24 protein-coding genes are annotated in these 24893 nt (G+C 60.8%); 17 read left to right on the forward strand and 7 right to left on the reverse strand.

Annotated features, from left to right (window positions below):
- Positions 1 to 25 precede the first annotated feature (25 nt).
- From recN to BM063_RS03050, 7 genes are all read left to right on the forward strand, one after another.
- Entirely contained in the window at positions 26 to 1714 is a 1689-nt protein-coding gene (recN, locus tag BM063_RS03015; protein WP_092035852.1) for a DNA repair protein RecN, read from the forward strand.
- 154 nt (positions 1715 to 1868) lie between these two features.
- Positions 1869 to 3215: a SpoIVB peptidase gene (gene spoIVB, locus BM063_RS03020; protein ID WP_425439110.1), complete on the forward strand. Its 1347-nt coding sequence runs from the start codon at positions 1869 to 1871 to the stop codon at positions 3213 to 3215.
- Positions 3216 to 3296: 81 nt separating this feature from the next.
- Positions 3297 to 4076 carry a sporulation transcription factor Spo0A gene (gene spo0A, locus BM063_RS03025; RefSeq protein ID WP_092035853.1) on the forward strand — a complete coding sequence of 260 codons (780 nt, stop codon included), beginning with the start codon at positions 3297 to 3299 and terminating at the stop codon, positions 4074 to 4076.
- A gap of 791 nt (positions 4077 to 4867) precedes the next feature.
- Positions 4868 to 6028, forward strand: coding sequence for a putative cytokinetic ring protein SteA (steA, locus tag BM063_RS03035; RefSeq protein ID WP_245751994.1), 1161 nt, complete (start codon positions 4868 to 4870; stop codon positions 6026 to 6028).
- Positions 6029 to 6036: 8 nt separating this feature from the next.
- Positions 6037 to 6684: a copper transporter gene (locus BM063_RS03040; RefSeq protein WP_092035855.1), complete on the forward strand. Its 648-nt coding sequence runs from the start codon at positions 6037 to 6039 to the stop codon at positions 6682 to 6684.
- Positions 6662 to 7342: a glycosyltransferase family 2 protein gene (locus BM063_RS03045; protein WP_092035856.1), complete on the forward strand. Its 681-nt coding sequence runs from the start codon at positions 6662 to 6664 to the stop codon at positions 7340 to 7342. Before BM063_RS03040 ends, BM063_RS03045 begins: the two co-directional genes overlap by 23 nt.
- Entirely contained in the window at positions 7339 to 8181 is an 843-nt protein-coding gene (locus BM063_RS03050; protein ID WP_092035857.1) for a hypothetical protein, read from the forward strand. The genes BM063_RS03045 and BM063_RS03050 overlap by 4 nt, the downstream gene beginning before the upstream one ends.
- 45 nt (positions 8182 to 8226) lie before the next feature.
- Here the strand turns inward: BM063_RS03050 and BM063_RS03055 are convergent, their stop codons facing one another.
- Together BM063_RS03055 and BM063_RS03060 are read right to left on the reverse strand one after the other, a co-directional pair.
- Positions 8227 to 9204 (reverse strand): superoxide dismutase, encoded by a 978-nt coding sequence (locus tag BM063_RS03055; RefSeq protein ID WP_092035858.1) that lies wholly within the window; start codon positions 9202 to 9204, stop codon positions 8227 to 8229.
- 79 nt (positions 9205 to 9283) lie between these two features.
- Entirely contained in the window at positions 9284 to 9529 is a 246-nt protein-coding gene (locus BM063_RS03060; RefSeq protein ID WP_092035859.1) for a DUF2627 family protein, read from the reverse strand.
- A gap of 135 nt (positions 9530 to 9664) precedes the next feature.
- On the opposite strand from BM063_RS03060, the gene BM063_RS03065 reads away from it, so the two are divergent.
- From BM063_RS03065 to lipB, 7 genes are all read left to right on the forward strand, one after another.
- Positions 9665 to 11716 carry a sigma-54 interaction domain-containing protein gene (locus BM063_RS03065; protein WP_092035993.1) on the forward strand — a complete coding sequence of 684 codons (2052 nt, stop codon included), beginning with the start codon at positions 9665 to 9667 and terminating at the stop codon, positions 11714 to 11716.
- Between the two features lie 271 nt (positions 11717 to 11987).
- Positions 11988 to 13082, forward strand: a complete 1095-nt coding sequence (locus tag BM063_RS03070; protein ID WP_092035860.1) for a Leu/Phe/Val dehydrogenase — start codon at positions 11988 to 11990, stop codon at positions 13080 to 13082.
- A gap of 794 nt (positions 13083 to 13876) precedes the next feature.
- The gene (gene lpdA, locus BM063_RS03080) at positions 13877 to 15304 is read left to right on the forward strand and encodes a dihydrolipoyl dehydrogenase (RefSeq protein WP_092035862.1); all 1428 of its coding nucleotides are present in this window, start codon (positions 13877 to 13879) and stop codon (positions 15302 to 15304) included.
- A 31-nt stretch (positions 15305 to 15335) separates the two neighbouring features.
- Complete coding sequence (locus BM063_RS03085; RefSeq protein WP_092035863.1) at positions 15336 to 16328, forward strand: thiamine pyrophosphate-dependent dehydrogenase E1 component subunit alpha; 993 nt, start codon at positions 15336 to 15338, stop codon at positions 16326 to 16328.
- 12 nt (positions 16329 to 16340) lie between these two features.
- Positions 16341 to 17324 (forward strand): alpha-ketoacid dehydrogenase subunit beta, encoded by a 984-nt coding sequence (locus tag BM063_RS03090; protein WP_092035864.1) that lies wholly within the window; start codon positions 16341 to 16343, stop codon positions 17322 to 17324.
- Positions 17325 to 17384: 60 nt separating this feature from the next.
- The gene (locus BM063_RS03095; RefSeq protein ID WP_092035865.1) at positions 17385 to 18680 is read left to right on the forward strand and encodes a dihydrolipoamide acetyltransferase family protein; all 1296 of its coding nucleotides are present in this window, start codon (positions 17385 to 17387) and stop codon (positions 18678 to 18680) included.
- Between the two features lie 106 nt (positions 18681 to 18786).
- The gene (gene lipB / locus BM063_RS03100) at positions 18787 to 19458 is read left to right on the forward strand and encodes a lipoyl(octanoyl) transferase LipB (protein ID WP_092035866.1); all 672 of its coding nucleotides are present in this window, start codon (positions 18787 to 18789) and stop codon (positions 19456 to 19458) included.
- Between the two features lie 241 nt (positions 19459 to 19699).
- On the opposite strand, the gene BM063_RS03105 is transcribed toward lipB, so the two are convergent.
- From BM063_RS03105 to prli42, 5 genes are all read right to left on the reverse strand, one after another.
- Positions 19700 to 20434: a metallophosphoesterase family protein gene (locus BM063_RS03105; RefSeq protein WP_092035867.1), complete on the reverse strand. Its 735-nt coding sequence runs from the start codon at positions 20432 to 20434 to the stop codon at positions 19700 to 19702.
- A gap of 86 nt (positions 20435 to 20520) precedes the next feature.
- A complete protein-coding gene (locus BM063_RS03110; RefSeq protein ID WP_092035868.1) occupies positions 20521 to 21039 on the reverse strand; it encodes a DNA topology modulation protein in 519 nt (172 codons plus the stop codon).
- A 402-nt stretch (positions 21040 to 21441) separates the two neighbouring features.
- Positions 21442 to 21621, reverse strand: coding sequence for a hypothetical protein (locus tag BM063_RS17175; RefSeq protein WP_143085216.1), 180 nt, complete (start codon positions 21619 to 21621; stop codon positions 21442 to 21444).
- 105 nt (positions 21622 to 21726) lie between these two features.
- The gene (locus tag BM063_RS17525; RefSeq protein ID WP_177198949.1) at positions 21727 to 21897 is read right to left on the reverse strand and encodes a hypothetical protein; all 171 of its coding nucleotides are present in this window, start codon (positions 21895 to 21897) and stop codon (positions 21727 to 21729) included.
- A 51-nt stretch (positions 21898 to 21948) separates the two neighbouring features.
- Positions 21949 to 22041: a stressosome-associated protein Prli42 gene (gene prli42, locus BM063_RS17530; RefSeq protein WP_177198950.1), complete on the reverse strand. Its 93-nt coding sequence runs from the start codon at positions 22039 to 22041 to the stop codon at positions 21949 to 21951.
- Between the two features lie 260 nt (positions 22042 to 22301).
- Here prli42 and BM063_RS03115 point away from each other — a divergent pair, with 260 nt between their 5' ends.
- From BM063_RS03115 to mce, 3 genes are all read left to right on the forward strand, one after another.
- Positions 22302 to 23954 (forward strand): acyl-CoA mutase large subunit family protein, encoded by a 1653-nt coding sequence (locus BM063_RS03115; protein WP_092035869.1) that lies wholly within the window; start codon positions 22302 to 22304, stop codon positions 23952 to 23954.
- Between the two features lie 86 nt (positions 23955 to 24040).
- Positions 24041 to 24451 carry a cobalamin B12-binding domain-containing protein gene (locus tag BM063_RS17535; RefSeq protein ID WP_177198951.1) on the forward strand — a complete coding sequence of 137 codons (411 nt, stop codon included), beginning with the start codon at positions 24041 to 24043 and terminating at the stop codon, positions 24449 to 24451.
- A complete protein-coding gene (gene mce / locus BM063_RS17540) occupies positions 24448 to 24876 on the forward strand; it encodes a methylmalonyl-CoA epimerase (RefSeq protein WP_177198952.1) in 429 nt (142 codons plus the stop codon). Before BM063_RS17535 ends, mce begins: the two co-directional genes overlap by 4 nt.
- Positions 24877 to 24893 lie beyond the last annotated feature (17 nt).

Raw genomic sequence — 24893 nt, forward strand, 5'->3', positions numbered from 1 at the left:
GGCTGCCGTTCAGGGGTGGTCGCGCGTGTTGAAAGAACTTTCCATCCGACATTTCGCCATCATTGAACATGTCCGGTTAACCTTCGAGAACGGGTTTCACGTCTTGACCGGGGAAACGGGGGCGGGAAAATCGATATTGATCGATGCCCTCAGCCTGGTCGTGGGTGGACGAGCCTCGGCCGATTACGTGCGGCACGGGGAAAAGAAGGCGGAGATCGAGGCGCTGTTTGAAATATCCGCCGATCATCCCGTCTGCGGGGTTCTCGAAGAAATGGGCCTGGAACCGGAGGAGGATCTGCTTCTGATCCGGCGGGAAATCAGCGCAAGCGGAAAAAGCGCGTGCCGGATCAACGGAAGTCCGGTCACCCTTTCGATGCTGAAGAAGGTCGGTCGCTCCCTGCTGGACATCCACGGTCAACACGAACATCAGTCCCTTTTGCGGACCGAGGAGCATTTGGAATGGTTGGACGCCTTCGGGGATCCGTCCCTGAAGGAGCTTAGGCGCCAGTACGAGGCCCTGTATCACGAGTACCGGGCCTTGGAAAAAGAGCTGAAACGGCTGACTTCGGACGAGCGGGAAACGGCCAGGCGCATCGATCTGCTCAGCTACCAACTGGAGGAAATCGCCGCCGCCAATCTGGCGGAAGGGGAGGATCAGGAGCTGGAACAGGAGCGGAATCGCCTGGTAAACGCCGAGAAGCTGGTGAAGGCGACGGGCGATGCCTTCGAGGCGCTGTACGGGGAGGGACGGGGGGCCGATTCCCTGCAGAGCGCCCTGGTTCACCTGGAGGAGATCCGTCGCTTCGATGAATCGGTCGGCCCGGTGGCGGAACTGGTGCAATCCGCCGCATATCAGGTGGAAGAAGCGATCCGCCTGCTCGGCCGGTACCGGGACGAACTGGAATTTGAACCGGATCGCCTGAACCAGGTGGAGGAGCGCCTCGATCTGATTCACCGGCTCAAACGGAAGTACGGAGACACGATCGAAGCCGTTTTGGCCTACGGAAAGTCCGTCGCCGAGGAGCTGGAAGAACTGAAGAACCGGGATGAGAACCGGGAAGAAGTGAAGCGGAAACTGGAGGCCGTCCAAGAGAAGCTGGAGAGCGCGGCGAAACGGTTGACAACGGCCCGGAAAAAGGCGGCCGAGCGGCTGGAACGGAGGATGGAAGAAGAATTGTCCGACCTCAACATGGCCAACACCACCTTCCGGGTCTCCTTCCAACCGGCGGAACAGGGCTTCACCCCCACCGGCTGCGATCGGGTGGAGTTTCAGATCGCCCCCAACCCCGGCGAACCGCTCCGTCCCCTTGCCAAGATCGCGTCGGGCGGGGAATTGTCCCGGCTGATGCTGGCGTTGAAAACGATCTTTATCGATGTGGACCCCATCGGCACCGTGGTCTTTGACGAGATCGACACCGGGGTGAGCGGCCGGGCGGCACAGTCCATCGCCGAGAAGATGGCCGCTCTGGCGCGGAAAAATCAGGTGTTGTGCGTGACCCACTTGCCCCAGGTGGCTTGCATGGCCGATTTCCATTACCTTATCGTCAAGGAGGTTTCCGGACAAAGGACGCGGACGCGGGTCGAGCGACTGGACGCCGAGGGCCGGGCGACGGAGCTGGCGCGCATGCTGGGCGGCGTGGAAGTGACGACGACGACGCGCCGGCATGCGGAGGAAATGCTTCGGCTGGCCGAGCGCATCAAACAGGCCACCTAGAGAAGGGCTGCGCCGGTTGCATCCTGCACATGCAGGAGCGACCGGCGCAGCAGTTATTTACCGGTCATAAAAAGGAGCGGCGCGGACACCTTAAGGATACGGAAGACACAACAATCCAGGCAAAAGGGGGGGCGAGGGCAGGAGGCGCAGGAGAGTGATCAGCTTGCCACGATGGAAGAGACAGCAGTGGGTGGGTATTCTCCTGGTGCTGCTGCTGGTTTTCGTAAGTACCACGTCCTTTTTCCGCCAGTTCACTTCTTTCCCCGCCGAATTGCGCCTGCTTTCCGGAGATCGGGAGCAGCTTCGCTTAACCATCCCCGCCACGGTAACGGCCGATGTGGCCGATCCCGATATCCTTGCGGTCAACGGAGCGAATCAACCGTCCGTTCCCGTCGATCTGCACCATCCATTCACCCTTTTTTCCAAGAAAAGGGGCCATACCCGTCTCACCCTCCGCCTGTTCGGAACCCTTCCGCTGAAGACGTTAAACGTCCGCGTTTTGCCCGACATCCGCGTCATTCCCGGAGGCCAATCGATCGGGGTGAAGCTCCGGTCCCGGGGAGTTCTGGTGGTGGGCCATCATCGGGTTCCGGGCAGCGGGGACGGCAAATCGCCGGGTGAACGGGCCGATATCCGGGTCGGGGATTACATTTTGGAGATGAACGGTCAGGTCATCGAGGACGTGAATCAGGTGGCCGCCGTGGTCCGCAAGGCGGGAGAGAGCCGGCAGCCCATCGATGTCCTGATCATGCGGGATGGACAGAAAAAGAGGACCCGCCTCGATCCGGCCTACGATCCGAAGGAAAAGGTTTACCGCATCGGCCTGTACATCCGCGATTCCGCGGCGGGCGTGGGCACGCTCACCTTTTACGATCCGGAGCGAAAAGTGTACGGGGCGCTGGGCCATGTGATATCCGACATGGATACCGGGAAACCCATTTCCGTCGGCGGAGGAAAGATCGTCCGTTCCAACGTCAATTCCATCCGAAAGGGAACTTCCGGCGAGCCCGGAGAGAAAAGGGCCATCTTCTTTCAGGAACATCAGATTTTGGGAACCATAACAAAAAACACGCCCTTTGGCATCTTCGGGAACTTGTTGAAACGCCCCGAGAACGGACTTCATTCCGATCCGGTTCCGGTGGCCTTGAACGAACAGGTGAAGGAAGGACCGGCTGAAATTTTGACGGTGGTCGAGGGAGAGAAGGTGGAGCGGTTTGACATTGAAATCGTGCACGTGAACCGCCAGAGGGGGCCGGCGACGAAGGGGATGATCGTCAAGGTGACCGATCCCCGCCTGCTCGCCAAAACCGGGGGGATCGTGCAGGGGATGAGCGGCAGTCCCATCCTGCAGGACGGGAAACTGGTGGGGGCCGTCACCCACGTGTTCGTCAACGATCCGACCACCGGTTATGGGACGTTCATCGAGTGGATGCTTCAGGATGCGGGGATCTTCACTAACGGGGCTCGACAAGAGTCCCTTTTTTTATACGGTAATTTATAGAAAAAATGATGTCTATTTGGAGGAATTGATCTGGCCCCTGTCGAAGGAATCTCATAGATCGTGAGAGGGGGAGGTTTGGCAGTGGATAAAATCCGTGTCCTGTTGGCCGATGACAATCGCGAATTCGTCCAGATGCTCCGGGACCATTTGTCGGCCCAAAGCGACATGGAAGTCATCGGAGTGGCATACAACGGAAACGAAGTGATGGAGCAATTGTCGAGGCAGATGCCCGACGTTCTGGTACTGGATATTATCATGCCCCATCTCGACGGATTGGGCGTTTTGGAAAAACTTCAAGAAAAAAAGTTTCAGAGAGTTCCCAAAATAATCATGCTGACCGCCTTCGGTCAGGAAAACGTGACACAGCGGGCGGTGGAACTGGGTGCCGCGTACTACATACTGAAACCCTTTGATCTGGACGTTCTCACCGACCGCATTCGGCAGGTGCAAGGAATTCAGGGATCGGTGGCACCGACCCAGGCGGTCCACGACTCCGGCTCCCGCGCCTCCAACCTGGATGCGAGCATCACCCACATGATCCACGAGATCGGGGTGCCCGCCCATATCAAGGGGTATCTTTATCTGCGGGAAGCCATCTCCATGGTTTACAAGGAGGTGGAACTGCTGGGGGCCATCACCAAGACCCTGTATCCCCGGATCGCCGAGAAGTACAAAACGACGCCGAGCCGGGTGGAGCGGGCGATCCGCCACGCCATCGAGGTGGCCTGGAGCCGGGGAAACATGGAGTCCATCCGCAACCTGTTCGGGTACACCATCAATGTGACCAAGGCCAAACCCACCAACAGCGAGTTCATCGCCATGGTGGCGGATCGCCTGCGAATCGAGCACAAGGTGGGATAGGGGCGATCCGACGCGCTGTACACACCGCCAGGGGAGACGAAACCCCGCCGCACCCCTGCGCCCGTCGGCATTCCGCCGCGGGTTAAGGGGTTTTTGTTTGCGCGCCCGCACCAAGCGGTGCTGGAAGACCCGGGCATTTTGACGGGAAACGATAAACCTCTGCCAATACCGCGCATACACGGCGCATCCCAGAGATCGGCGGGCCGGGCGCCGGACGGAAAACACGCGAAAGCCGGGATTTCAGCCTTTGCGGCGGAAGTCGACAAGCGCCGAAAAACGCGGCAAGCGGAGCCAGCCGAACCGGCCAAAAGGGATCAACCGGCGGAAGAAAAACAGGTGGGACGGTCGCGGATCCAGTCGGGGAGATCACGGATGCGGGGCTTGGGGAAGAGGTTCCGCCGCGGCGCCAAATGACGAACGGACGGATTTGAAGGCATGGCGGAAGTCCGTGACATCCAGGAAAACATGATTAAAGAGGTCGCAGCGCTTTCCGTTTCCGCCTGTGTATGACATCGGAACCATGAAGAAAATCCCGCGGGCGTCCACCTGCCGATCCAAGCATCGCGGATGTCCGGGCCGCACTCCGAAATACGGGGAGGGAGGGCAGAGAGCGATGAGGGACATCTTTCCGCTTTGCGAGGGCGGACGTGAGGCAGGGCGGAAAGGGGCGAAGCCGGGCGGAGGAATTGATCCTTCCGATCCTTCCCTCCCGCCGAGGGCTTTTTTGTATGAAAATGGAGGAGACACGCATACTAACCCCAGGGATAGCGAAAAAAAGGAGTCACCCCGGCATGCTTCAATGGGCGATGCGACATCGGCACGGCGAAATCGTCGGAACGGCGGTGGTCGACGGAAAAACGAAACATCTTTTGAAGCGGATCCGTCCGGGACAGATCGCCGTGATTCACCATCGGGATCTGGACGAGGTGGCGGCGATGGGCCTGGTTGAAAAGCGGGTTCGCGCCGTGATCAACGGGGATGAATCCATCAGCGGAATCTATCCCACGCCGGGTCCGGGAAGGCTTCTCGCCGCCCACATTCCCGTCCTGGACAAGGCGGGGAATGTGTTGGAGCGGCTGGAAGACGGGATGCCCCTGTGGATCGAAGGGGATTGCTTCGGCAGTTGGAACTCCCGGGGTGAAAAGGTCGCCCTGGGACGCGGCCGGCGTCTGACGGCCGATCTGCTGAACGAGAAGCTGGAGCAGGCGCAATCCAACATGTCGCTCACTCTGGAACGATTTATCGAAAACACCCTGCGCCATGCCGAAAAGGAGAAGCAATTCGTCACCGGGTCCTTTCCCTCGCCGCCCCTGAAGACGGAAATCCGCGGCCGGCATGTGATCATCGTGGTCCGCGGGGCCGGCTACAAGGCGGATCTGTATGCGCTCCGCTCCTATATCGAAGAGGTGAAGCCGGTTCTGATCGCCGTGGACGGCGGGGCGGACGCGCTTCTCGAAAACGGATACCGGCCCCACATCATCGTCGGGGACATGGATTCCGTGTCCGACCGGGCGCTCCTCTGCGGGGCGGAAGTGGTGGTTCATGCGTACCCGGACGGAAGGGCACCGGGACTGAAGCGGGTGAAGGCGCTGAATCTCAACCCTCACATCCTGCCCTCGGTGGGCACCAGCGAGGATGTGGCGATGCTCCTCGCCTATGAAAAGGGGGCGGAGCTGATCGTCGCCCTCGGGACCCACACCAACATGGTGGATTTTCTGGAAAAGGGCAGAAAGGGGATGGCCAGCACCCTGTTGGTCCGGATGAAAATCGGAACCAAGCTGGTGGATGCCAAAGGAGTGAACCAGCTGTACCGCAGCCGGATGCGATGGCGGGAACTTTCCCTGTTGGGTGCGGCTTCCGCTTTTCCGGTGATGGCGCTCGCCGCCATCAATCCGAACGCCCGCCACCTGTTCCGCATGCTGTGGCTGCATCTGAAAATGCTCGTCACCTAGGTGATTCCATGCTCACGACTCGGTATCATCTCAGCACCATCGTCGCCATTTTTTTTGCCCTGGGGATCGGCATCCTGGTCGGAGGTTCCCTGGGGCAGCAATGGTTGAGCGAGCGGCAGCAGGCCCTCGTGGAACGCCTGGAAAAACGGTACGAAGAGGTGCGAGACCGCAGCCGGCAGCTGGAGAAGCGCATCGCGCTTCTTCAATCGGAGCTTATGGAAGGAAGGAGACAAAACCGGGAGCTGTTGAAGGCCGCGGTGAAGGATCAGCTGACGGGGCGGCGCATCCTCCTCCTGGGAGGGGATCGCAAAGCGGCCGAATCCCTGTCCGAAATCATCCGCTGGGCGGGGGGCAGCGTTTCCCGGGCGTCCGATTTGGCCGGATTGCCGGGAGAGGCGGACGCCGTCCTGCTGTTGGAGGGATATTCCGATGACTGGAAAACCGGTTTGATGAAGCGGATGGGAGAAGGTTTGTCCATGCCCGTCATTGTCCGGGTGGGCAAGAATCAAAACGTTTCATCGGGGGAAATCCCCGTCCATTCCTTCGACGGAAAAATCGATGATCATTCCCTGGATGCCCTGGAACTGATCCGAATGCTCAACAAGTCGATGATCGGAAAAGAGGAGCCTGTCCATGAAATCCAAACCGGCGGTTAGCGTGATCATTCCTGCCTACAACGAAGAGGAGCGGATCGGGGGCACCCTGCGGGCGGTAAGGCGCCTCGGATGCGATGAAGTGATTGTCGTGGACGATGGAAGCCGGGATCAAACGGCTGCCATTGCCGGCCGTTATGCCGACCAGGTGATCCGTCTCGCCAAGCACCGGGGCAAGGGTGCCGCTTTGGCCGAAGGAATCCGGTATGCCAAGGGCGAGATCCTGTTGTTTTTGGACGCCGATCTGAAGGAACACGCCAGGCTGTCCGCGCCGCTTTTGGAACCGATTCTGAAGGGGGAGGCGGACATGACCATCGCCCGTTTTCCCGCTCCTTTGCGCAAGGGGGGGTTCGGATTGGTCAAGGGATTGGCCCGGTCGGGCGTGCGGCTGTTGACCGGAAAGACGCTCCAGGCCACCCTGTCGGGCCAGAGGGCGGTGAGTCGCAAAGTGATCTCGCGCCTTACGTATTTTCCCTCCGGGTTCGGCATTGAGCTGGGTTTGACCGTACAGGCGCTCCGGGCGGGCTTTCGGGTCAAGGAGGTGCCCCTTCCGATGCGCCACCGCGAAACCGGTCGCGATCTTCGGGGATTTTGGCACCGGGGAAAGCAGTTTGTCGCCATCCTGCACACCTTGCTCCGCCTCTGGAGGCAACCGGTATGATGATGGCGCTGTGGGTGCTGGGAGCGGCTCTTTTTTCCGTGGCCGTCGGCCGTTGGGGGACGGCCGCAGGCGGCGCTTTTCTCTCCTCCAAGAAAGTGATGGCGCCCAATTTTCGCAACGAAGTGATCCCCACCAGCTTCGGCGGGGTGATGGCCCTTCTTCACGTGTTTGCGGTGCTGGTGGCGGTCGGAATTCCCAGGTTTTTTCTCCCCTTGGTCTCCGATTCGCTGTTTTTTGCGGTGCTGTTTGCGACCGGAACCGTCGCCTTTTTGGGATGGCTGGATGACACCCTTGGCGACACCCGGCCCAAGGGATTTCGCGGTCACCTGCTTTCTCTGGTGAGGGAGCGGAACCTGACCACCGGGGGCTTGAAGGCGCTGGGAGGAGGAATGGTGGCCGCCCTTTGCGCCGCGGCCTTCGCCCGGGACTTTGTGGAATGGCTGGTCGATGCGCTGTATATCGCCCTGATGACCAACTGGCTCAATTTGCTGGATCTCAGGCCGGGGCGGTGCCTCAAGTTTTATTTGGCCGGCGGAACCCTTCTGCTGGCTTTCTCCCTCGACCGGGCGGAGTCACTCCTATTTGTCCCCCTGTGGGGGTTGGCCCTCGCCCTGCTCAAGGAGGATCTGGCGGCCAAGGTGATGTTGGGGGACAGCGGTTCCAATCTGCTCGGCGTTCACCTGGCCCTTTGGTCCCTGAACGTCCTTTCCTTCCAGGCCATCCTCCCCTTGCTCGCTTTGCTGATGCTCGGTCATTATTACGCGGAGCGCCATTCCATCACGAAAAGGATTGAAAAAAGCCGCTTTCTTGGATATCTGGACCGGCTGGGAAGGCAGTAGGAAAGCAGTGAAAAACCCCCGAAGGGGGCGTTTTTTCTTTAATCATTAAAAGGGCTTCCACCTCAACCGACGGGCCTTCAGATAGCGGCGGTTGACGGCGGGCCAGTTGACCACGTTCCACCAGGCGTCGATGTACGCCTTCCGGTTGTTCTGATACTTCAGATAGTAAGCGTGTTCCCATACATCCAGGGGAAGCAGGGGAACCACATCCCACTGGGACAGGTTTTGGTGTTTTTCCGCCTGCAGAATTTGCAGCCGTTGAGAGCGGGGGGACCAGACCAGAAGGGCCCAGCCGGATCCCTCCACCGCTTCGGCCGCCTTGGAAAAATGCTGTTTGAAGGCGTGGAAACTGCCGAAGTCCCGGATGATCTGTTTCCTGAGGTCGCCGGAGGGCTCTCCCCCTCCATCGGGACTCATGGTTTCCCAGAACAGGGTGTGCAAGTAGTGACCCGCGCCGTTGAAGGCCGCTTCCCGCTCCCAGTGTTTGATCAGCTCGAAATTTCCCGTCCTGCGCGCCTGGTACATCATCCGTTCCGCCCGGTTGAGGCCGTCCACATAGCTTTTGTGATGCTTGTCGTGATGAAGGCGCATCGTTTTTTCGTCGATGTGAGGTTCAAGGGCGTCGTAGGGGTAGGGAAGGGGAGGCAGCGTGTGCCGGCCGATCGGCACGGGATTGAAGAGAAGCCGTTCTTCTGCACGGGAATCCTTCGGCTCCGCTCCGGAGAATTCCCCCGGCAACTCTTCCGTGCCGAGGATGCCGGCGGCGGGGGAAGCCGGGATGTCCCCCAGGATGCGCTGAAGCCGGTGATGGCTGTTCCAGGCTTTTTTCATCAGATCATAGAGCGGGATGGGATGATCCCCGATTTGAAGGCTCCTCTTTTCCAGGGATTTCAAGCGGTGCAACATCCGTTCGACCTCCGCGTTTCCCGCGTCGAGGCCATCCAGCAGGGCCCGTCCGCGGCGGGCAAAGGAGCGGACGGCCCGCTTGATCGCTTCCGCATGTCTGTCGCCTGGATAATCCATGATAACCCCTTCTTTTCACGCGATTTACCGATAGCATATGAGAGAGGGGTTGGAGGTGTGCCCAGGGCGTGCGCCGCGCTCATTCCTTCTTTCTCCGGAGTTTCGGCTGAATCTTGTTCCGCTTGGCGTCCCGGTGGTAAATGAATCCGCCGAGAAAGGCCAGTCCGAGCAGAAAGAGGGTGAGCCCGCCGAGGAAGGAAAGCCAGTCAAAGCCCTTTCCGGCCATGTAATCGAAAAACACGTTCCGCATCCAGGTCCAGCCGTAGACTCCGAGGGCCCCGGGGATGCAAAGGATCAGAATGGCGATCACTCGCTGAAAAACCATGGTTTCACCCGCCTTTTCGGAATTCCTCTCTAAATGGTACCTTATTTTCCCGACATCCGCCATGTTGTTGCCGTTATGGTAAGATGGTACCGGATGCACCCTGAGGAGGAATCCGGCGAAAGGGGGGAATCGGATATGGAGCGCTTTCTGATCATCGGCGGGGACCGGGGAGGAGCCGCCCTGCTCCGGGCCCTGGATCAAATGGATCGGGTGAAGGTGATCGGTGTGGTGGACCGCGATCCCGAGGCCCCCGCCTTCGCCGAGGCGAGGAAGCGGGGAATTCCCGTCGGAACGGATCCGGAACCCTTTCTGACGCTCATCCCCGACGTCATCATCCAGTTGTCGGAGTGGCCGGACCTTTCCCGGCTTCCCCGCGACGGCCAAAAACCCCTTTTGATCAGCGGGGCGGTCAGCCGGGTGATGGTGAAGCTCATCGAGGAAAAGGAGAAATGGGTTGAAGCGTGGCGGATGCGTCAGGGGGAGCTGCACACCATAATCGACTCCACCCATGACGGGATGATCGCCGTCAACGCCAAGGGGGAAATCACCCTGTTCAACCGTTCCGCCGAACGGCTGATGGGCATGAAGGCGCAGGATGTGATCGGCAAGCCGGTGACCCAGGCCGTTCCGGGAACCGGATTGGACCGGGTGCTCAGGACCGGGCGCGCCGAACTGAATCGACAGCAGGAACTGCCCAACGGGGTCAAGATCGTGACCAACCGGGTGCCGGTGAAGGACCGGAACGGCCGGGTGATCGGCGTGGTGGCCGTTTTCCGGGACATCACCGAAGTGCTCGCGCTGACCAAGCAGGTGACGGATCTGGAGTCGATGAAAAGTCTGCTCCAGGCGATCATCGACTCCTCGGACGAGGCGATTTCCGTGGTGGACGCAAGGGGCATCGGCATCCTGATCAATCCCGCCTACACCCGGTTGACGGGGCTGCCGCCCGAGGAGGTGATCGGAAAACCCGCCGATGCCGACATCTCGGAAGGGGAAAGCATGCACATGAAGGTGCTGAAGACCCGGAAACCGGTTCGGGGCGTTCCGATGAAGGTGGGTCCCAACCGGAAGGACGTGGTGGTCAACGTGGCGCCCATCATTGTGGACGGGGAGCTGAAGGGGAGCGTCGGCATCATTCACGACATGTCGGAGATCAAACGGCTCAACCGGGAGCTGGAACGGGCCCGCCGGATCATCCGCACCCTGGAGGCCAAATACACCTTCGATGACATCATCGGCGAGAGCGAAGGGATGCGCATGGCCATCGACCAGGCCCGGCAGGCCGCCCGCACCCGGGCGACGGTTCTGCTGCGGGGGGAATCCGGAACCGGGAAGGAGCTGTTTGCCCACGCCATCCACAATGACAGCGATCGGAAGTACCACCAGTTCGTTCGGGTCAACTGCGCCGCCATCTCGGAGTCCCTGCTGGAAAGCGAGCTGTTCGGATATGAGGAGGGTGCCTTTACTGGGGCCCGCCCCGGAGGAAAAAAGGGACTTTTCGAGGAGGCGAGCGGAGGAACGATCTTCCTCGATGAGATCGGCGAGCTGGCTCCCAACATCCAGGCGAAGCTCCTCCGGGTGCTGCAGGAGAAGGAAGTGATCCGTGTGGGGGGAACCCGCCCGATTCCCGTGGATGTGCGGGTGATCGCCGCCACCAACGTACATCTGGAGAAGGCGATCCAGGAAAAGCGGTTCCGGGAGGATCTCTATTACCGGCTCAACGTGCTTCCGATCTCCATCCCGCCCCTGCGCTTTCGCAAGGAGGATCTGCCCCTTTTGGCCAACCACCTGATCAAAAAATTTAATCAGGAATACGGGCGTAACGTGGAGGAGATCGACGAAGAGGCGGTTCAGGCGCTGATGGATTACGATTGGCCGGGGAACGTGCGGGAGCTGGAAAACGTGTTGGGCCGTGCGATGATCAACATGAATTTCAGCGAGCGGCGGATGAAAAGGGAGCATCTCCCTCCGCTCCACGGCGCGGCGATCAGCCGGTCCGGTTCCGACGTCCCCGAAAAACCCGGCGGAGACACGGAGAGTCTGCAGGAGGTGCTGGCCCGGGCGGAACGGGAGCACATCGAAAGGGTGTACCGGGCCTGCCGCGGGAACAAGACGGAAACGGCCCGCCGGTTGGGAATATCCGTGCGCAACTTGTATTACAAATTGGAACGCTACGGAATCGGGTGAGGAGTCTGCAAAAAATTGCAGGAAATAATCCGCAGACTTTCTGCAATTTATTGCAGAGAGTCCCTGTCTTTCATTTCATGCCACAGCGTTTTTTCAGGGGGAACAAGGGGAATCGGGAGAAGCGGAGGAGGTTGGCACGGATATTGCTTCCCTTGCATGGAGGCCCATTCTTTCGCCAAAACTAAAAGTGGCAATTGATGGAATGATGGAAGCGCTTTCGGACGCGGCGCCTCCACGGCCGCTTCTGTCAAGCCTTTGAGGAGGGTTGCAAATGAAATGGTTCGACTATATGGAGAGGTATGATTATGAACAATTGCTCTTGTGTCAGGACAAAAATTCCGGTTTAAAGGCGATCATCGCCATTCACGACACCACCCTGGGTCCCGCCCTGGGCGGAGTGCGCATGTGGAACTACGCTTCGGAGGAAGAAGCGATCATCGACGCCCTCCGGCTGGCGCGGGGCATGACCTACAAGGCGGCGGCCGCCGGCCTGAATCTGGGGGGAGGAAAGACGGTCATCATCGGGGATCCCCGGAAGGACAAGAACGAGGCGATGTTCCGCGCCCTCGGCCGCTTCATTCAGGGATTGAACGGGCGTTACATCACGGCGGAGGACGTGGGGACGACGGAGGAGGATATGGACATCATCCATCAGGAGACCCGGTATGTGACCGGCGTTTCCCCGGCGTTCGGATCCAGCGGGAATCCCTCTCCCGTCACCGCCTACGGCGTCTATCGGGGAATGAAAGCCGCCGCGAAGATCGCCTTCGGCAGCGATTCCCTGGAAGGAAGGACCGTGGCGGTCCAGGGCGTGGGCAGTGTGGCCTACCATCTTTGCAAGCACCTGCATGAGGAGGGCGCCCGCCTCATCGTGACGGACATCGTCCGGGAAAACGTGGAGCGGGCCGTGCGCGATTTCGGCGCCGAATCGGTGGATCCCGACAAGATTTACGATGTGGAGTGCGACATCTTTTCTCCGTGCGCCCTGGGGGCCATCATCAATGACGAAACCCTCCCCCGCCTCAAGTGCCGGGTGGTGGCCGGTTCGGCCAACAATCAGCTGAAGGAAGAGCGCCATGGAGACCGGCTGGAGGAATTGGGCATCATCTACGTGCCGGATTACGTGATCAACGCCGGCGGGCTGATCAACGTCGCCGACGAATTGCTCGGGTACAATCGCGAACGGGCGATGAAAAAGGTGGAAACCATCTACGACAATGTCCTGAAGGTTTTTGAAATCGCCAAACGGGACGGGATTCCTTCATACAAAGCGGCGGATCGGATGGCGGAGGAAAGGATTCAATCCATGGCCCGTTCCCGGAGCACGTTTTTGCAAAATGAACGCCATGTATTGAATATGGTCTGAAGGGCTCGCCGGCCTTTGGCAGCGAAGGGGCGCGAGGGATCCATCGGGACGGCGGCCCTGCGGGGCGGGTTTTGCGGACCGGACGCATGTGCTGCGGTCGGTTGACCGCTCCCCCGCCCGCCGAAAAAGACCGAAGGCGAAAACGTTGCGAGCCCGTTTCTCCTTGGCGGGCCAAGCTTCCCGGACGCTCGAAGTCGTTGGCGATTTGCCGGTCGTCCGCTTCCGCCCCCGGCGGGAACCGCGCGTGCGGAGGAGCAGGGTCCCATCTGCGATCAAAAGGGGATGAACTTGCCGCCTTTGCGGGGACGGGAAGGCGAAGGTGGGGTTTCCGCCTCGTCCTTTTGCGGTTCCTGCCGCCTTTTTCGCAACTTGCGGGACGGAAACGACGGAGCCGTCGTTCTTTGCGGGAAAATCCGCCGCCCGGGTCCGTCGGGACGGATGGACGGGATCCCGGCGTCTTTGCCTGTTTTGGCCTTGAAGGCGGCCTTTAGCCTTCGGATTTTTTGGACGGGTGCGTTTGGACGGCGAAAGGATGGACATGACCGGCGACACTTTCGGGACCTCCGAAGGAGAGGAATTGCCGCGGCGGACCCCTGGGATTTTCAGCTGCGCGGCGGTCCTGACGGAACATGCGGATGCCGTCATCCTCCCCGGCAGCCCCCCTTGCGGTAAAATGTTTTACGGAGGAAAGGCGGGTTTCCCGGATGGGTGATCCTGCGGGTCCGTCCGAAGGGCCCCTGGCGTCGGACGGGAAGACACGCCGGCGGAATACGAGAAGGGAGTCGAGGGAATCCATGGCTGAGCAATACGATCTGGTGGTTTTGGGTGCGGGTCCGGGCGGTTATGTGGCCGCCATTCGGGCGGCTCAACTGGGCATGAAGGTGGCCGTGGTGGAGAAGGAGAAGGTGGGGGGCGTCTGTCTGCACAAGGGATGCATCCCCACAAAGTCGCTCCTCCGCAGCGCGGAAGTCTACCACGAGATGAAGCACGGCGAGGATTACGGAATCACGGCGGAAGGGGTTCGCGTCGACTTCAGCCGGGTTCAGAAGCGCAAGGAAAAGGTGGTGGAGCAGCTGCACCGGGGCGTCCGGCATCTGCTCAAAAAGAACGGCGTCACCGTCGTGGAGGGCACGGGGCGCATCCTCGGACCGTCGATTTTTTCGCCCCAGGCGGGGACGGTTTCCGTGGAGAAAAAGGAGGGGGGAGAGGCGGAAATGCTCGTTCCCCGGTACCTTTTGATCGCCACGGGTTCCCGCCCGCGCAGCCTGCCCGGCCTGGAGGTGGACGGGCGCTATGTGATGAATTCCGATCACGCGCTTCAGATGGAGGAACTTCCCCGTTCGATCATCATCGTCGGCGGCGGGGTGATCGGAATCGAGTGGGCCTCCATGCTGAACGATTTCGGCGTGGACGTGACGGTGGTCGAATTTGCCGATCGGATCCTGCCCTTTGAGGATCCGGACGTCTCCAGGGAGATGACCCGCCTTCTCAAAAAGCGAAAGGTGAAAATTTTGACGAAAGCCAGAGTGTTGCCGGAAAGCGTTCGGATCGAAGGAAATGGGGTCACGCTGAAGGCGGAAAAGGGAAACGAGACGGTGGAACTTGAGGCGGAACGGGTGCTGGTCTCCGTCGGCCGGCAGGCCAATGTGGAGGGCATCGGCCTCGAAAACACGTCGGTCAAGGTGGAAAACGGCTTTATCCGGGTAAATGAAATGATGCAGACGGCGGAATCCCACATTTACGCCATCGGAGACGTGGTCGGAGGGTATCAGCTGGCCCATGTCGCCTCCCACGAGGGATTGGTGGCGGTGGAGCACATGGCCGGCAGAAACCCGAGCCCCCTCAATCCCCTGCTGATCCCGCGCTGCACCTACAGCCGCCCCGAGATCGGGAGCATCGGCCTCACCGAGGAGGAGGCGAAGCGGCAGGGGTACTCGGTGAAGATCGGCAAATTCCCCTTCCGGGCGACGGGCAAATCCCTGGTGTTCGGCGAAACGGACGGTTTCATCAAAATCATTGCGGACAAGAAAACGGAAGACCTGCTCGGCGTCCACATCATCGGCCCCCATGCCACCGATCTGATTTCCGAAGCGGGATTGGCCAAGCTGCTGGATGCCACACCGTGGGAGATCAGCCACACCATCCATCCCCATCCGACCTTGTCCGAGGTCTTCGGGGAGGCGGCGCTGGCGGTGGAGGGAGAGGCGATCCACGCGGGTTGATCAAGGCGCAGTGAAAAGGAGGGACCCCCCAATGGGTGAAGCGCGTCATCATTCCCTGGGTTTGAGCGATGAGCAAGTGTTGGACATGTACCGGTACATGCTCCTGGCGCGGAAGATTGACGAACGGATGTGGCTGTTGAACCGGGCGGGGAAAATCCCCTTCGTGATTTCCTGCCAGGGACAGGAAGCGATTCAGGTGGGCGCCGCCTTTGCCCTGGATCGGGAAAAGGATTGGCTGTGCCCCTATTACCGGGACATGGGCATGGTGCTGGTTTTCGGCCAGACGGCGAAGGAACTGATGCTTTCCGCCTTTGCCAAGGCGGAGGATCCCAACAGCGGGGGAAGGCAGATGCCGGGTCATTTCGGCGACAGCCGGTTCCGCATCCTGTCCGGGTCCAGCCCCGTGACGACCCAGCTGCCCCACGCGGTGGGGATCGGATACGCGGCGAAGCTGGAGGGAAAGGATCTGGTGGTGCTGACGTGCTGCGGCGAAGGCTCCAGCAACCAGGGCGATTTCCACGAGGCCTGCAACTTCGCCGGGGTTCACAATCTGCCCGTCATTTTTCTGGTGCAAAACAACAAATATGCCATTTCGGTGCCGCTCAAGAAACAGGTGGCCGGAGGAAAAGTGTACAAGCGGGCTGAAGGTTACGGATTTCCGGGAGTCCGCGTCGACGGAAACGATCCCCTGAAGGTGTACGAGGTGGTAAAAAAGGCGGTGGAACGGGCCCGCAGGGGCGAAGGGCCGACCCTGATCGAAGCGGTCGCCTATCGGCTGGTTCCCCATTCCAGCGATGACGATGACCGCAGCTACCGCAGCCGGGAGGAAGTGGAGGAGGCGCGGAAGAACGATTCGCTCCTCCTGTTCAGAAATTACCTGGTGGATGCGGGGATCTTGACGGAAGAGAAGGAAAGGGAGCTCACCGAGCGCATCGTCCGCGAGGTGGACGAAGCGACGGAATACGCCGAAGCCGCCCCGTATCCCGAGCCGGAAGATCTGTACAAGCATGTTTATGCGGAATAGGAGGAGAGAAAGATGCCCGTGATTTCCTACATCGATGCGGTGACACAGGCCCTTCGCGAAGAAATGCGCCGCGATCGGCGGGTGTTTGTCCTCGGTGAGGACGTGGGAGTGCGGGGAGGGGTGTTTCGCGCCACCAGCGGTCTGATCGAGGAATTCGGCGAGGATCGGGTGTTGGACACTCCCTTGACCGAATCGGCCATCGTCGGGGTGTCCATCGGTGCCGCGGCCTACGGACTCCGCCCGGTGGCGGAAATCCAGTTTGCCGATTTCATCATGCCGGCGATGAACCAGATCGTCAGTGAAGCGGCCCGGCTGCGCTACCGGTCCAACAACGACTGGCATTGTCCTCTCGTCATCCGCGCCCCCTACGGCGGCGGCGTTCACGGCGCCCTGTACCACTCCCAGAGCGTCGAGTCCCTTTTCATGAGCGTGCCGGGATTGAAGATTGTCGCGCCTTCCACCCCCTATGACGTGAAGGGGTTGTTGAAGTCGGCCATCCGGGATGAGGATCCGGTCCTCTTCTTCGAGCACAAGCGCTGTTACCGGCTGATCAAGGGCGAAGTGCCGGAGGAGGACTACACGATTCCCATCGGCAAGGCGGATGTGAAGCGGGAAGGAACGGACGTCACGGTCATCTCCTACGGGCTCACCCTGCATTTTGCCCTGAAGGCCGCGGAGGAGCTGGAAAAAGAGGGGATCAGCGTCCACGTGCTGGATCTTCGGACCCTTCGTCCGCTCGACAAGGAAGCGATTCTGGAGGCGGCGGCCAAGACCGGGAAAGTGCTCATCGTCCATGAGGACAACAAGACGGGAGGGGTCGGCGGGGAAATCTCCGCCATCATCACCGAAGAGGCCTTCTTTGAGCTGGATGCCCCCGTTCGTCGCCTGTGCGGACCGGACGTGCCGGCGATGCCCTACAGCCCGCCGCTGGAAAAGGAGTACATGCTCAGTCCGGAGAAGGTGGCCGCGGCCCTTCGCGAGCTGGCGGAGTTTTGATGCATGCCTCGCGGGAAGCGAAAGGGGAGCGGTGCCACTCTCGGAAAAAGGAGGTAGAATATGGCCACCGATGTGACGATGCCCCAACTGGGAGAGAGTGTGACGGAGGGAACCATCACCCGTTGGCTGAAAAAACCGGGCGACCGGATCGCCAAATATGAACCCTTGTGCGAAGTGGCCACCGATAAGGTGAACGCGGAAGTTCCGGCCACGATCAGCGGAACCCTTCTGGAGATCGTCGCCGAGGAGGGAGCGACCGTCGAAGTGGGCCAGCTGATCTGCCGGATTGAGGAGGAAGGCAGCACGCCTTCCCCGCAACCTGAGAATCAGGGGAAGGATTCCGCCGCATCCTCCGCTGCCGCCCCGGCCGGGCAAGGGGACCAGTCGATGAAGCGGCGGTATTCGCCGGCGGTGCTGCGGCTTGCCCAGGAACACGGGATCGATTTGGAGAAAATCGAGGGGACGGGCAGAGGGGGGCGGATCACCCGGAAGGATGTCCTCCGGTATATCGAAAGCGGAAAAGCAGGCGCTTCCCCTTCCGCCGATTCGGAACGGATCGGGAAAAAGCCCGCCGCGCCGGCCGGGAAACCGGCGGCTCCGGAGATTCGGGTTCCCGTCGCCGAACTCCCGGCCAAGGAGGGGCTTTCCGTCCCCCTGGAAGAGGGGGATCGGGTAGTTCCCGTGACCAGCGTGCGCCGCACCATCGCCCAGCGGATGGTGACCAGCAAGCACGAGGCTCCCCACGCCTGGACGATGGTGGAGGCGGACGTCACGGGATTGGTTCAACTGCGCGAACGGCTGAAAAAAGAGTTCAAGGAGCGGGAAGGGATTTCCCTGACCTATCTGCCCTTTTTCATCAAGGCGGTGGTGGATTCCCTCAAGGAATTCCCCTACCTCAATTCCGTCTGGGCGGGCGACCGGATCATCCTCAAAAAACGGATCAACATTTCCATCGCCGTCGCCACGGACGACGCCCTATACGTGCCGGTCATCCATGACGCGGACGAGAAGAGCATCGCCGGCCTGGCCAAAGCGGTCCACCGGCTGGCGGAGAAAACCCGGGCGGGCAAGCTGACCCTCGAGGACATGCAGGGGGGAACCTTTACCGTCAATAACACCGGTTCCTTCGGATCGATCCTGTCCCAGCCGATCATCAATCATCCGCAGGCGGCGATCCTCTCGGTGGAGTCGATCGTGAAGCGTCCGGTGATCAAGGATTCGATGATCGCCATCCGGGATATGGTGAATCTGTGCCTGTCTTTGGACCATCGGGTTCTCGACGGATTGATGGCGGGCCGCTTCCTTCAGCGCGTGAAGGAGCGCGTGGAGGCCTACGGCCCGGACACGCAGATATAGGTCGGGTTTGAGCCTGCGGTGGCGGAAAGCGGGCCGTCACCCGGCTCCTGCTCCGGGAGCGTTCGTTTTCTGCCCTCCCGGAGTTTTCTCTTAGGGGGGATGAAAGATGTTTGAGGTGTATCGACTCGGGACGGTCCCGTACCGGAAAGCCTGGGACATGCAAAAGGAGCGGGTGCGCCGGATTGACGAAGGGGATGCTTCCAACCAGCTCCTCTTGCTGGAGCATCCCCACACGATCACCCTGGGGAGGGGCAGCCATGCGGAACATCTGCTGCTCTCCTCCGAAGAATATGCCCGGCGGGGGATCGATGTGGTGGAAATCGACCGCGGCGGAGACGTCACCTATCACGGTCCGGGTCAGCTGGTGGGTTATCCGCTCTTTCATCTGGGAGAGCGGGGAAACGACGCCCACTGCTATTTGCGCGACCTGGAGGAATCCCTGATCATCGCGCTCCGCGCCTTCGGGATCGAAGGGGAGCGGAAGCCTCCCTACACCGGCGTTTGGGTCGGGGACGAAAAGGTGGCCGCCATCGGCGTCAAGTTCAACCGCGGCCGAAGGAGAAGGGGTTACATCACCAGCCACGGATTCGCCCTGAACGTGTGTTCGGATCTCAGCTATTTCGATCTCATCGTCCCCTGCGGTATCCGGGAATACGGCGTCACCTCGATGGAGCGCCTCGGGAAAAAAGTGTCCATGGACGAGGTGATGGACCGGGTGGTGGAGGGCATCAGCCGGGTGTTCGGATGGGAAGCGGTGGAAGGGGTGCATTCATCGTAGAGGGGCGGTTGTGTGGGCACCGGGATATGAATTCGGTCGGATCTTCGCAATAGGAGGCTCCTGACCCGGCGGAGAGAAGACGGTTGTCCGCTTTTCTTTCGAAAACGGATTGTTCCCTGGTGCCCCATGACATCTGAAACGAAACCGCGAATGGACGGCTCTCCGTGCCGAAGCCCCCAGGACTTGCCGCAAAAAAATCCTCTCCGCGTTTTCGCGGAGAGGCGGTTGGGCGGCCGGTGACTCACCTCCCGGCAGGGCTTGTCGCTTCCCGGACGACGCGGATGAGGAGATCGCGATTGGGGTAGCCGCCGTTTGTGAACTGCTTCACCACTTTTTCCACATCGTAGGGGACCCGCTGGATGGTCACGCGGAAGCGGTCCCCCTCCGCCTCCACGAGGGCGTAGGAGGCCTGCGGCAGGCCGTCGAAGGGAAGGCCGACGCTGCCGGTGTTGACGATGCAGCGGCCGTCAATGAAGCGGATATAGGGGAGATGGATGTGGGCGCAGACAAACAGCCGGATGCCGTCGCGACTCATCATCCGCACTTTCATCGTCGCCGCATCCGTTTCCGGAGGGACCACGTCAAACAGGCTCTCCGGCGTGGCGTGAAAAGCGTGGACCCGAATCGTTTCCGAAAGCTCCAGTTCAAGGCTTTCGGGAAGATGGCGCAGGTATTGCAGATCTTTCTCCTCCAGCTGCGCGGCCGTCCACTCGCGTTCCCGGTTCATCATCGCCCTGGCCGCCTCCGGCACCTCCCCGGGCCGCACCCCCCGCACCGTCCACTCGTCGGCGTTCCCCTTGATTACGTCGGCGGTCAGGCTTTGCACCCGTTCCAGCACCCGCTTCGGTTCGGGTCCGCGGAAGGCGATGTCGCCCAGCACCGCGATCCGGTCGACCTTTCGCTTCTCGATGTCCTCCAGGACGGCATCCAGCGCCACTCCGTTTCCGTGGATGTCGGCGATAAAGGCGACGCGCACAGGAAATTCCTCCTTTTTGTGTTTGCATGTCCCGACCCTCATAGGCGGTCCGCCGGGCGGCGAATCGCCGGAGCCGGTTGCGCCCGTCAACCGGCGGCCCGATTTTCCAAATCCCGCAAAAAGCGGGAAACATCCCGGGGGCCTTTCAGCACGATGATCCGTTTGCCGCGCGCGTGTTTCAGTTTTTCCTGGATCAGGGGCCTCCGGATCCGGGGAAATTGCCAGATCCACCGCAAGAAGGGAAGGTCGATCTTCTCGGGACAACCGGGAGGCAGATCCGGCCGGGAGCGTCCCCGGTTCCGCCACCACCGCTTGATCACCCGCCACAGGCAGAGGAGGCGGGGGAAATCGAGGAAAATCACCGTGTCCGCCTCCGCCAGGCGGATGTCGATGGTTTTGGTGTAATTTCCGTCCATGATCCAGGCGTCCCGACGGGTGAGCCTTTCCACCCGGCGGAGCCATTCCGCCTCGGAGGGTTCGATCCATCCCGGTTTCCAGTAGTGGACATCGAGATGGATCACTTCGATGTCCAACATCCGGCCCAGGCGGCGGGCGAGGGTGGACTTGCCGGAACCGGCGGAGCCGACGATCATGATTTTCTTCATCGCTTCATCCCTTTCACGTTGGAAAATCGGGGTTGAAAGAGGGGTCAGAGGCCGCTTGCGTCCCCTCCCCGTGTCATCGCATCCGGCTGCCCGATGCTCACCGGGCCTTGTTCGCCGCCCTTCCCGGTTGTCCTGGGCTTCCGACGGCTCCTTGGCGGCGCAGATCCCCCTTGCCGCGTGCCTCCGGCTGTTTCTCGGCCCGCTTTTCGACGGTCCGTTTCAGATGATTCCGCTGAGTGCCTCCGTCGGTCACCACGGCGCGGACAATCCTTCATGGGCGGGGAAAGTCCAAGGTCCCGGGCGGAGGGAGGGCTGGAGGCCGCTTCTTAAACGGCGCAAGATGTTTGCTGCGTCGGGGTATCCGCCGAAGGGCTCAAGACAGCAGTGTGCCGGGTAAGAGGGTCATGGCCCGCGGGATGAGGGGGCGATCGGACAAGGGGTGAGGAAGGCAAGGGTGGCTGCGGCGGGGCCGATTTCCGCGAAATTGCGGTTCGGCGCCGCGGCGACGATGGTGACGATGGCGACCCGTGGGGTCAGCAGAACGGACCGCCGAATGCCCATCATGCAGTGACGGCGGTCCAAGCTGAGGATCTCCTCTCGCGGATGTCTCCCACCGTTTGAGCCCCCGGGCCTTTCCCCAAGCAAAAAGGCTCCCGGCGGAGCGGGAGACCTTTTGGGTGGGATGATTTACTGCAGACCGACGAAAGCGTCGTACAGCGCCAGTCCGGTGACGCCGATCAGGGCGAGGCTGAACAGCCCTCCGACGAAAAAGCCGAAGCGGTTACCCGTCTTTTTGTTGTGGAGGGTTCCGATCACAGCCAGAATGCTCATCAGCACCAGGATGATCACCATGTACATTGAAGAAATCACCCGCTTTGCGTCAGATGTTTGTTCGAAGAAGACGAGGCATCAGAAAAAGAGTCCGACCCCGGTCAAGACGGTGGTCACCACCAGCGCGAAGATGATGGTATAGACGACCAGTTTGATCCACAGGGGTTTCACCAGGCGATTCACCTCACTGTGTTATTGTATCCAACTTCTCACCGGATGTCCATGACCAAAGAGGGAAACCTTGTGCGGCGTCCCGGCCGGGGGAGGTGCGGCAAGGCGTCCGAAGATCCGGCATTCATCCAGCGCGGAGGGCTTTCCTTTTCGGGGGATTGGAACCCCTTTCATCGATCTCCTAGGGAGAAGGTTTTTTTGATATCATAAAAAGAGTGAGCGTGCAAAACAGATCATTGGCTTCAAGGGGGAAAGAGAGGGTGGCGGAGAAAGCGTTTGAGCGGCTGTATCAGGAGTGGCTGGAGAAGACCGAGGAACTTCTCGCCAAATTTCCGGAACGAAAGGAACGGTTCACCACCCTTTCCGGAATAGAGGTTGAGCGCCTGTATACACGGCTTGTGGACGAAAAGCGATTGATCGAAAAAATCGGGTTTCCCGGAGAGTATCCCTATACGCGGGGGATTCGGCCGACGATGTACCGCGGGAGGTACTGGACGATGCGTCAGTACGCCGGGTACGGGTCGGCGGAGGAGACCAACCGCCGGTTTCGCTATTTGTTGGAACAGGGACAGACCGGCCTGTCCGTCGCCTTTGATCTTCCGACGCAGATCGGATACGATTCCGACGATCCGATGGCGGCGGGGGAAGTGGGCAAAGTGGGCGTGGCCATCGATTCCCTGGAAGACATGGAGCGTTTGTTCGAAGGGATTCCCCTGGATCAGGTGAGCACATCGATGACCATCAACGCGCCGGCGTCGGTGCTGCTGGCGATGTACATCGCGGTTGCCGAGAAACAGGGCGTTCCGCCGGAAAAACTCCGGGGGACGATCCAGAACGACATCCTGAAGGAATACATCGCCCGGGGCACCTATATCTTTCCCCCGAAACCGTCGATGCGCCTGATCACCGACATCTTCGCCTTCTGCGCCGAGCGGGTTCCCCGGTGGAACACGATCAGCATCAGCGGATATCACATCCGTGAAGCGGGCTCGACGGCGGTGCAGGAGGTGGCCTTCACCCTCGCCAACGGAATCGCCTACGTGAAGGCGGCCCTGGACAAGGGATTGGACGTGGACGAGTTCGCGCCGAGGCTCTCCTTTTTCTTCAACGCCCACAACCACTTCTTCGAAGAGATTGCCAAGTTTCGGGCCGCCCGGCGCATGTGGGCGCGGATCATGAAGGAGCGGTTCGGCGCCAAGGATCCGCGTTCGCTCCAGCTCCGCTTCCACACCCAGACGGGCGGCTCCACCCTGACCGCCCAACAGCCGGACAACAACATCGTCCGGGTCGCCCTGCAGGCGTTGGCCGCGGTGCTGGGAGGAACCCAGAGTCTGCACACCAATGCCCGGGATGAGGCCCTGGCCCTGCCGACGGAGGAGTCCGCGCGCATCGCCCTGCGCACCCAGCAGATCATCGCCTACGAGACCGGCGTGGCGGACACCGTGGATCCCCTGGGCGGCTCCTTCTACGTGGAAGCCCTCACGGACAAGATCGAGGAGGAAGCGGTGAAATATATCGAAAAGATCGATGAGATGGGGGGCGCCGTCGCCGCGGTGGAACAGGGGTTCATGCAGCGGGAGATTCACCGCGCGGCGCTGGAAACCCAGCGCCGGATCGAATCGGGCGAAGAGGTGGTGGTCGGTGTGAACCGCTTCCGTATGGAAGAGGAACCCGAACCCCAGCTGCTCCGGGTGGATCCGTCCCTGGCCAAGCGGCAGATCGAACGGCTCAAGGATCTCCGCAGCCGCCGTGACGCCGGGAAAGTGGAGGAATCTCTGGCGGCCCTGAAGCGGGCGGCGGAAGGGACGGACAACCTGATGCCGTACATTCTCGACGCGGTGCGCGCCTATGCCACCGTGGGGGAAATCTGCCATGCCCTGCGCGAGGTGTTTGGCGAATACCAACCGGTGTAATCCCGTCGTTGATCCGGTTTCAAATTGCGCGGAAGACGTTCCTGCCCGTGACGGCCGGGCGAGATGAGAGATCGAGGTGACGAGGAATGAATCGACCCATTCGCGTGCTGGTGGCCAAGCCGGGGTTGGACGGCCATGACCGGGGAGCCCTGGTCATCGCCCAAGCTCTCCGGGATGAGGGGATGGAAGTGATCTATACGGGGCTGCGCCAGTCTCCGGAACAGATCGTGAACACGGCCATCCAGGAGGACGTGGACGTGATCGGGCTGTCCTGCCTTTCCGGCGCCCACAACGAGCTCTTTCCCGAGGTGACCCGCCTCCTCCGGGAAAAGGGGGCCGGGGACATTCTGGTGATCGGCGGGGGAACGATTCCCCGATCGGACATTCCCTTTCTGGAAAAACACGGGATCGCCAAGGTGTTCACCCCGGGAACCCCGACCAAGGAGACGGCGGATTTTATCCGCAAAGCGTTGGCGGAAAGGAAGGGGAGCCGATGAGCCGGACCGTCGATCCCAAAAAGATCAGCCACATCGGAATCGCGGTGAGGGATCTGGAGGCGGCCCTGCCCCTTTACACGGACGTTTTGGGACTCGCCCTGGAGGGGGTGGAGACGGTTCCGAGCGAAGGGGTGAAGGTGGCGTTTCTGCGGATCGGCGAAACGCGGATCGAGCTGCTCGAGCCCCTCGGTCCGGACAGCCCCATCGCCTCTTTTCTGGAAAAGAGGGGAGAGGGGATCCACCACATCGCGCTGGAAGTGGACGGGATCGAGGAGCGGCTGCGTTTGCTTTCGGAGAAGGGAATCCGCCTGATTCACGAGCGCCCGAAACAGGGAGCGCACGGAGCCCGCATCGCCTTCCTGCATCCCAAGGCGACGGGCGGCGTGCTGTACGAATTGTGCGAACCGGACAAGACGGAATCCTAGCTTTGCAGCAGACGGAG

This window comes from Planifilum fulgidum (assembly GCF_900113175.1).
In the GTDB taxonomy this organism is placed as follows: domain Bacteria; phylum Bacillota; class Bacilli; order Thermoactinomycetales; family DSM-44946; genus Planifilum; species Planifilum fulgidum.

What these genes read in the sequence shown, in the direction of transcription:
- steA (WP_245751994.1), top strand. Translation starts at nt 4,868, where the DNA reads ATGCTTCAATGGGCGATGCGACATCGGCACGGCGAAATCGTCGGAACG.
- BM063_RS03040 (WP_092035855.1), top strand. Translation starts at nt 6,037, where the DNA reads ATGCTCACGACTCGGTATCATCTCAGCACCATCGTCGCCATTTTTTTT.
- BM063_RS03045 (WP_092035856.1), top strand. Translation starts at nt 6,662, where the DNA reads ATGAAATCCAAACCGGCGGTTAGCGTGATCATTCCTGCCTACAACGAA.
- BM063_RS03050 (WP_092035857.1), top strand. Translation starts at nt 7,339, where the DNA reads ATGATGATGGCGCTGTGGGTGCTGGGAGCGGCTCTTTTTTCCGTGGCC.
- BM063_RS03055 (WP_092035858.1), bottom strand. Translation starts at nt 9,204, where the DNA reads ATGGATTATCCAGGCGACAGACATGCGGAAGCGATCAAGCGGGCCGTC.
- BM063_RS03060 (WP_092035859.1), bottom strand. Translation starts at nt 9,529, where the DNA reads ATGGTTTTTCAGCGAGTGATCGCCATTCTGATCCTTTGCATCCCCGGG.
- BM063_RS03065 (WP_092035993.1), top strand. Translation starts at nt 9,665, where the DNA reads ATGGAGCGCTTTCTGATCATCGGCGGGGACCGGGGAGGAGCCGCCCTG.
- BM063_RS03070 (WP_092035860.1), top strand. Translation starts at nt 11,988, where the DNA reads ATGAAATGGTTCGACTATATGGAGAGGTATGATTATGAACAATTGCTC.
- lpdA (WP_092035862.1), top strand. Translation starts at nt 13,877, where the DNA reads ATGGCTGAGCAATACGATCTGGTGGTTTTGGGTGCGGGTCCGGGCGGT.
- BM063_RS03085 (WP_092035863.1), top strand. Translation starts at nt 15,336, where the DNA reads ATGGGTGAAGCGCGTCATCATTCCCTGGGTTTGAGCGATGAGCAAGTG.
- BM063_RS03090 (WP_092035864.1), top strand. Translation starts at nt 16,341, where the DNA reads ATGCCCGTGATTTCCTACATCGATGCGGTGACACAGGCCCTTCGCGAA.
- BM063_RS03095 (WP_092035865.1), top strand. Translation starts at nt 17,385, where the DNA reads ATGGCCACCGATGTGACGATGCCCCAACTGGGAGAGAGTGTGACGGAG.
- lipB (WP_092035866.1), top strand. Translation starts at nt 18,787, where the DNA reads ATGTTTGAGGTGTATCGACTCGGGACGGTCCCGTACCGGAAAGCCTGG.
- BM063_RS03110 (WP_092035868.1), bottom strand. Translation starts at nt 21,039, where the DNA reads ATGAAGAAAATCATGATCGTCGGCTCCGCCGGTTCCGGCAAGTCCACC.
- BM063_RS17525 (WP_177198949.1), bottom strand. Translation starts at nt 21,897, where the DNA reads ATGTACATGGTGATCATCCTGGTGCTGATGAGCATTCTGGCTGTGATC.
- BM063_RS17535 (WP_177198951.1), top strand. Translation starts at nt 24,041, where the DNA reads ATGAATCGACCCATTCGCGTGCTGGTGGCCAAGCCGGGGTTGGACGGC.
- mce (WP_177198952.1), top strand. Translation starts at nt 24,448, where the DNA reads ATGAGCCGGACCGTCGATCCCAAAAAGATCAGCCACATCGGAATCGCG.